Source organism: Micromonospora endophytica (genome assembly GCF_003236305.1).
Taxonomy (GTDB): domain Bacteria; phylum Actinomycetota; class Actinomycetes; order Mycobacteriales; family Micromonosporaceae; genus Micromonospora; species Micromonospora endophytica.
In genome coordinates this window covers 1-6106 of sequence record NZ_POTX01000299.1, presented here as the reverse complement: position 1 = coordinate 6106, position 6106 = coordinate 1, and the positions used below count along the sequence as shown (strand labels likewise).

The following is a 6106-nucleotide window of genomic DNA, read 5'->3' as shown; positions in this document are numbered from 1 at the left end:
CGCCCACCCTCTCCTCTGTTGATCATGAAGTTATTACCACCCGGCCCGGCGTGTCGGCGCAATAACTTCATGATCAACGGCGATGAATGAGCGTGCGACTCCGCGTGATTGGTCAGAGAAGTCGGGATTGGGCAATAATCGCGCGGGCGGGCGCGGCTCGGGCCGTCATCGATCTTGCGGAATGGAGGGGCTGGTGGGGGCGCGGTACGTGCCAACAAGATCGCGATTTGTGCACGTCTTCACAAGCGCCTACTCTGTAATTCCGACGCGTCCTGCTAGCACAGCCGGCAATTTCGGTCGCCAGCGGGAGTCCCTGAACGGCCGGCCGGTGGAGTTGGTCGAGGATCGCACCGCACGGAGTCTCATGAGTCAGCACCGTCACCCTGGCGCGCCCGGTCGCGCCGGTGCCGTACCGGCGCTTCCGGACCTCCCTGAGGCGACGGTGGCCCGGCTGCCGGAGTATCTCCGTGCCCTGCACTCGCTCGCCGAGAACGGCCACGAGACGGTCTCCAGCGAGGGGCTGGCCAGCGCCGCCGGGGTGAACTCGGCGAAACTCCGCAAGGACCTGTCCCAGCTCGGCTCGTACGGCACCCGCGGGGTCGGTTACGACGTGGGCCTGCTGATCGAGCAGATCGAGTATGTGCTCGGCCTCACCCAACGTCGGGCGGTCGCCCTGGTGGGAGTGGGTAACCTCGGTCACGCCCTGGCCGGGTACGACGGCTTCGCCAGCCGTGGATTCCGGATCGCCGCCCTCTTCGACGCGGATTCCGGCCGGGTCGGTGAGGAGATCAACGGCCTGGTCGTCCGACACGTCGACGAGCTGCCCCGGGTGGCGGCCGAGGAGTCCATCGCCATCGGTGTGATCGCCACCCCCGCGCCCGCCGCCCAGCAGGTCGCCGACCAGCTCGTGGCCGTCGGGGTGACGAGCATCCTGAACTTCGCGCCGTGCGTGCTCTCGGTGCCAGCCGGCGTGGACGTACGCAAGGTCGACCTCGCCATCGAACTTCAGATCCTGTCGTTTCATGAGCACCGCAAGGCATCCCTGACCGCGCTCCCCACCACCGGTGGGTCCGCGCTGACCGCCCTGCCGGGCGGGCTCGCGGTCACCGAGAGCCAGGAGGCGATCGGCACGTGAAGCTTCTCGTCGTTGGCGCGTCCTACCGCACCGCGCCGGTCGCGACCCTGGAACGGCTCGCGGTCCCCCCGGCCGACCTCACCCGCACCCTGGACCGCCTGGTCGCGCAGCCGTACGTGAGCGAGGCCGTCCTGGTCTCCACCTGCAACCGGGTGGAGGTCTACGCGGCGGTGTCCGGTTTCCACGGTGGCCTCGGTGACATCTGCGCGGTCCTCGCCGAGCAGGCCGACTGCCAGCCGGCCGCGCTCGCCAACCATCTCTACGTGCACTTCGACTCGGCCGCGGTGGATCACGTCTTCCGGGTCGCCGCCGGCCTGGACTCGATGGTGATCGGCGAGGCGCAGATCCTCGGTCAGCTCCGGGACTCCTACCACCGGGCCGGCGAGGCCGACACCGCCGGGCGACTGCTGCACGAGTTGATGCAGCAGGCGCTGCGGGTCGGCAAGCGGGCCCACTCCGAGACCGGCATCGACCGGGCCGGCCAGAGCGTGGTGACCGCCGCACTGGGGCTGGCCGCCGGTCATCTCGACGACGACCTCGCCGGCCGACCCGCGCTCGTCGTGGGTGCCGGGGCGATGGGTTCGCTGGGGGTGGCGACGCTGTCCCGGCTCGGGGCCGGGCCGCTGAGCGTGACCAACCGGAGCACCGAGCGGGCCGTCCGGCTGGCCGAGTCGTACGGCGCGGTCGCGCGGCCGATGGCCGAACTGGTCGACACTCTCTCCACAGTGGACATCGTAGTGGCCGCCACGGCCTCGGCGGAGCCGGTCCTCACCCGTACGGTCGTTGCCGAGGCGGTGGCGGCACGCGACCCCGGACGCGGACCGCTGGTCCTGCTTGACCTGGCCGTGCCGCGCGACATCGGCCCCGGCGTGGCCGAGCTGGCCGGTGTCGAGGTGATCGACATCGACCGGATGGCCGAGCTGCTCGCCGACGGGCCGGCCGCCGTCGACGCCGCCGCCGTGGAACGGATCGTGGCAAGCGAGGTCGAGTCCTTCCTGACCTGGCTGCGCGGAGCCGACGTGGCACCGACCGTGGCCGCCCTGCGCGGGCGGGCCGACGACGTGGTCGGCGCCGAGCTGCGCCGGCTCGCCCAGCGCCGCCCCGACCTCACCGACGACCAGCGGGCCGAGATCGCCCGTACCGTGCACCGGGTGGTGCAGCGGCTGCTGCACCAGCCGACCGTGCGGGTCCGGCAGCTCGCCGCCGAACCCGGCGGCGACCAGTACGCTGCGCTGCTCCGTGAGCTGTTCGACCTTCAGGTCCCACAAACCTCGCCGGTGGACAACGTCCCCGACATCACTCCGATCTCCAGAGGTGAAGGATGAGCGCCCCCCTGCGCCTCGGCACCCGGGGCAGCAAACTGGCGATGGCCCAGTCCGGGCACGTGGCCGACGCCCTGACCGCCCACACCGGGCGCCCGGTCGAACTGGTCGAGGTGGTCACCGCCGGCGACCGCTCCCACGCGCCGGTGCACCGGCTCGGGGTCGGAGTGTTCGTCTCCGCCCTGCGCGACGCGCTGGTGGCCGGAACCATCGACTTCGCCGTCCACTCGTACAAAGACCTGCCCACCGCGGCGGCGGCCGGGCTGCACATCGCCGCGGTGCCGCCCCGGCAGGATCCGCGGGACGCGCTGGTCGCCCGCGACGGCCGGACCCTCAACGAGCTTGCCGAGGGGGCGACTGTCGGCACCGGCGCGCTGCGCCGCATCGCCCAGTTGCACGCGCTGGGCCGGCAGCTCTCGGTCACCCCGATCCGGGGCAACATCGACACCCGGCTGGCCCGGGTGCTCGGCCCGGAGGCCGACCTGGACGCCGTCGTGCTGGCCCGCGCGGGCCTGGCCCGGATCGACCGGACCGACGTGATCACCGAAACGCTCGACCCGATGCTTATGCTGCCGGCCCCCGCCCAGGGCGCGCTGGCGGTGGAGTGCCGGATCGATGATCAGGAACTGGTCGAGCTGCTCGCCACGCTCGACCACGCACCGTCGCGCGCCGCGGTCACCGCGGAGCGGGCGATGCTGGCCACCCTGGAGGCCGGATGCTCCGCTCCGGTCGCCGCCTATGCCGTCGTCGCCGAAGGCGAGCCAACCGGCTCCGGCGCCGAAGGCGATGTTGTCCAGGAGATCTACCTGCGCGGGGCGGTGATCAGCCCGGACGGCACCCGTGAGGTCCGGCTGTCCCGCACCGGAACGCCCGCCGACGCGGCGGAGATCGGCAAGGCACTCGCCGCCGAACTCCTCGACCTCGGCGCCGACTCGATCCTCGGCCCGCAAGGACAAGACGGCCCGGGGACCCAGCAATTTGGGAGCACAGAATGACCCGCACCCGTAAGCCCGTAGGCCGCATCGCGTTCGTCGGGGCCGGACCCGGCGACCCGGGCCTGCTGACCCGCCGGGCGCACGACGCCCTGGTCGACGCCGATCAGGTGGTGTACGACCGGGGAGTCCCCGAGTCGCTGCTCGACGTCGTCCGGGCCGAGGCCAAGTCCGACACCCAGTTCACCCCGGCCGAAGGCGTGCCGGGTGACGTGGCGAAGGTGCTGATCTCGGCGGCCCGCTCCGGGCAGAACGCGGTGCATCTGGTGGCCGGTGACCCGTTCGGCCACGACTCGGTGGTCAAGGAGGTGCAGGCGGTGGCGCGTACCGCCGCGCACTTCGAGGTGGTGCCGGGTGTCGGCCAGGCCGAGGGGGTGGCCACCTACGCGGGCGTGCCGCTGCCGGGCGTACGCACCGCCGCCGACGTCGAGGACGTCAGCACCCTGGACTTCGAGGCGCTCGCCGCAGCCGTGCAGCGCGGCTCGCTGGCGCTCGCGGTGGACGCCGGTGACCTCGCCGCGATCCGGGACGGGCTGCTCGCCGCCGGGGTGGACGGTGGCACCGCCGTCGGGGTGACCGGCGACGGCACCGGCGAGACGCAGTACACCACCACGTCGACCGTGGACTCGTTCGTCGCGGCGGCACTCGGTTTCACCGGCCGGGTCGTGCTCACCGTCGGCGACGGTGTCGGCGAGCGGGACAAGCTCAGCTGGTGGGAGAACCGTCCGCTGTACGGCTGGAAGGTGCTGGTCCCCCGCACCAAGGAGCAGGCCGGTGTGATGAGTGCCCGGTTGCGCGCGTACGGGGCGATCCCGTGCGAGGTGCCGACCATCGCGGTGGAGCCGCCGCGGACCCCGGCCCAGATGGAGCGGGCGGTCAAGGGCCTGGTCGACGGCAGGTACGCCTGGGTCATCTTCACCTCGGTCAACGCGGTCCGTGCGGTCTGGGAGAAGTTCGCCGAGCACGGCCTGGACGCCCGGCACTTCGGCGGCGTGAAGATCGCCTGTATCGGCGAGGCCACCGCCGACGCGGTCCGCGCCTTCGGCATCCAGCCGGAGCTGATCCCTGCCGGGGAGCAGTCCTCCGAGGGGCTGCTGGCCGAGTTCTCGCCGCACGACGAGGTGCTCGACCCGGTCGGCCGGGTGCTGCTGCCGCGCGCCGACATCGCCACCGAGACGCTCGCCGCCGGGCTCACCGAGCGCGGCTGGGAGGTCGACGACGTGACCGCGTACCGGACGGTCCGGGCGGCGCTGCCGCCGGCCGAGATCCGCGACGCGATCAAGTCGGGCGGGTTCGACGCGGTGCTCTTCACCTCGTCCTCCACGGTCCGGAACCTGGTCGGTATCGCCGGGAAACCACACGCGCGTACCGTGGTTGCCGTCATCGGACCCAAGACGGCGGAGACCGCCACGGAGTTCGGCCTGCGGGTCGACGTCCAGCCGCCGAACGCCTCCGTGCCCGACCTGGTGGAGGCGCTCGCCGGCTACGCCGTCGAGCTGCGGGAGAAGCTCGCCGCGATGCCGGCGAAGCAGCGCCGTGGCTCGAAGGTGCAGGGTCCGACCGCGCTGCGGTTCCGGTAGTCGTTGCGGTTCCGGTAACCCCCGGATCCGGTAATCGTCAGGGAGACCCTCATGCCGTACCCGGAGATCCGGCCCCGCCGGCTGCGCCGCACCGCGGCCCTGCGCCGGTTGGTGTCCGAGACCCGCCTCGACCCGGCCGAGCTGGTTGTGCCGATGTTCGTCAAGGAAGGGCTGACCGAGCCACGCGCCATCGGTTCGCTGCCCGGCGTGCTTCAGCACTCCCGCGACTCGCTGCGCAAGGCGGCGGCGGAGGCCGTGCAGGCCGGCGTCGGCGGGATCATGCTCTTCGGGGTGCCGACGACCCGGGACGAGCGCGGTTCCGGTGGGATCGACCCGGACGGCATCCTCAACGTGGCGATCCGGGACGTGGTCGCCGAGGTGGGCGACGACACGGTGGTGATGAGCGACCTGTGCCTGGACGAGTTCACCTCGCACGGGCACTGTGGCCTGCTCACCCCCGACGGTGCGGTGGACAACGACGCCACGCTCGCCGCGTACGCCGAGATGGCGGTGGCCCAGGCCGCCGCCGGGGTGGCGATGGTCGGCCCGTCCGGGATGATGGACGGCCAGGTCGGCGTGGTCCGCCGGGCCCTCGACGCGGCCGGCCACACCGACGTCGCGGTGCTGGCGTACGCGGTGAAGTACGCCTCGGCATTCTTCGGTCCCTTCCGCGACGCGGTGGAGTCGGCGCTGGACGGCGACCGTCGCACCTACCAGCAGGATCCGGCGAACCTGCGAGAATCTCTGCGCGAGGTGGAGCTGGACGTGGCCGAGGGCGCTGACCTGGTGATGGTCAAGCCGGCCCTGCCCTACCTCGACGTGGTCTCGGCGGTCCGCGCCGCAGTGGACGTCCCGGTCGCGGCCTACCAGGTCTCCGGCGAGTACGCGACAGTGGAGGCGGCGGCCGCGAACGGCTGGATCGACCGGGAACAGGTGATGATGGAGACGCTCACCTCGATCCGTCGCGCGGGTGCCCAGATCATCCTCACCTACTGGGCCGTCGAGGCCGCCCGACTGCTCCGCCAGCGCTACTGCTGGCTCTTATACACATCTGACGCTGCCGACGCTAAGGCTCGT

The 6106-nt window shown here is 72.0% G+C and carries 5 protein-coding genes; all 5 read left to right on the top strand.

The window, feature by feature from the left end; translation table 11 throughout:
* Positions 1 to 364: 364 nt before the first annotated feature.
* A complete protein-coding gene (locus C1I93_RS27345) occupies positions 365 to 1135 on the top strand; it encodes a redox-sensing transcriptional repressor Rex (RefSeq protein WP_111246156.1) in 771 nt (256 codons plus the stop codon).
* The gene (locus C1I93_RS27340; RefSeq protein ID WP_111246155.1) at positions 1132 to 2460 is read left to right on the top strand and encodes a glutamyl-tRNA reductase; all 1329 of its coding nucleotides are present in this window, start codon (positions 1132 to 1134) and stop codon (positions 2458 to 2460) included. Before C1I93_RS27345 ends, C1I93_RS27340 begins: the two co-directional genes overlap by 4 nt.
* A complete protein-coding gene (gene hemC / locus C1I93_RS27335) occupies positions 2457 to 3452 on the top strand; it encodes a hydroxymethylbilane synthase (RefSeq protein ID WP_111246154.1) in 996 nt (331 codons plus the stop codon). Before C1I93_RS27340 ends, hemC begins: the two co-directional genes overlap by 4 nt.
* Positions 3449 to 5029 carry a bifunctional uroporphyrinogen-III C-methyltransferase/uroporphyrinogen-III synthase gene (locus C1I93_RS27330; protein ID WP_111246153.1) on the top strand — a complete coding sequence of 527 codons (1581 nt, stop codon included), beginning with the start codon at positions 3449 to 3451 and terminating at the stop codon, positions 5027 to 5029. The genes hemC and C1I93_RS27330 overlap by 4 nt, the downstream gene beginning before the upstream one ends.
* A 51-nt stretch (positions 5030 to 5080) precedes the next feature.
* The coding region (hemB, locus tag C1I93_RS33410; protein ID WP_111246152.1) for a porphobilinogen synthase at positions 5081 to 6106 on the top strand (1026 nt) is incomplete at its 3' end.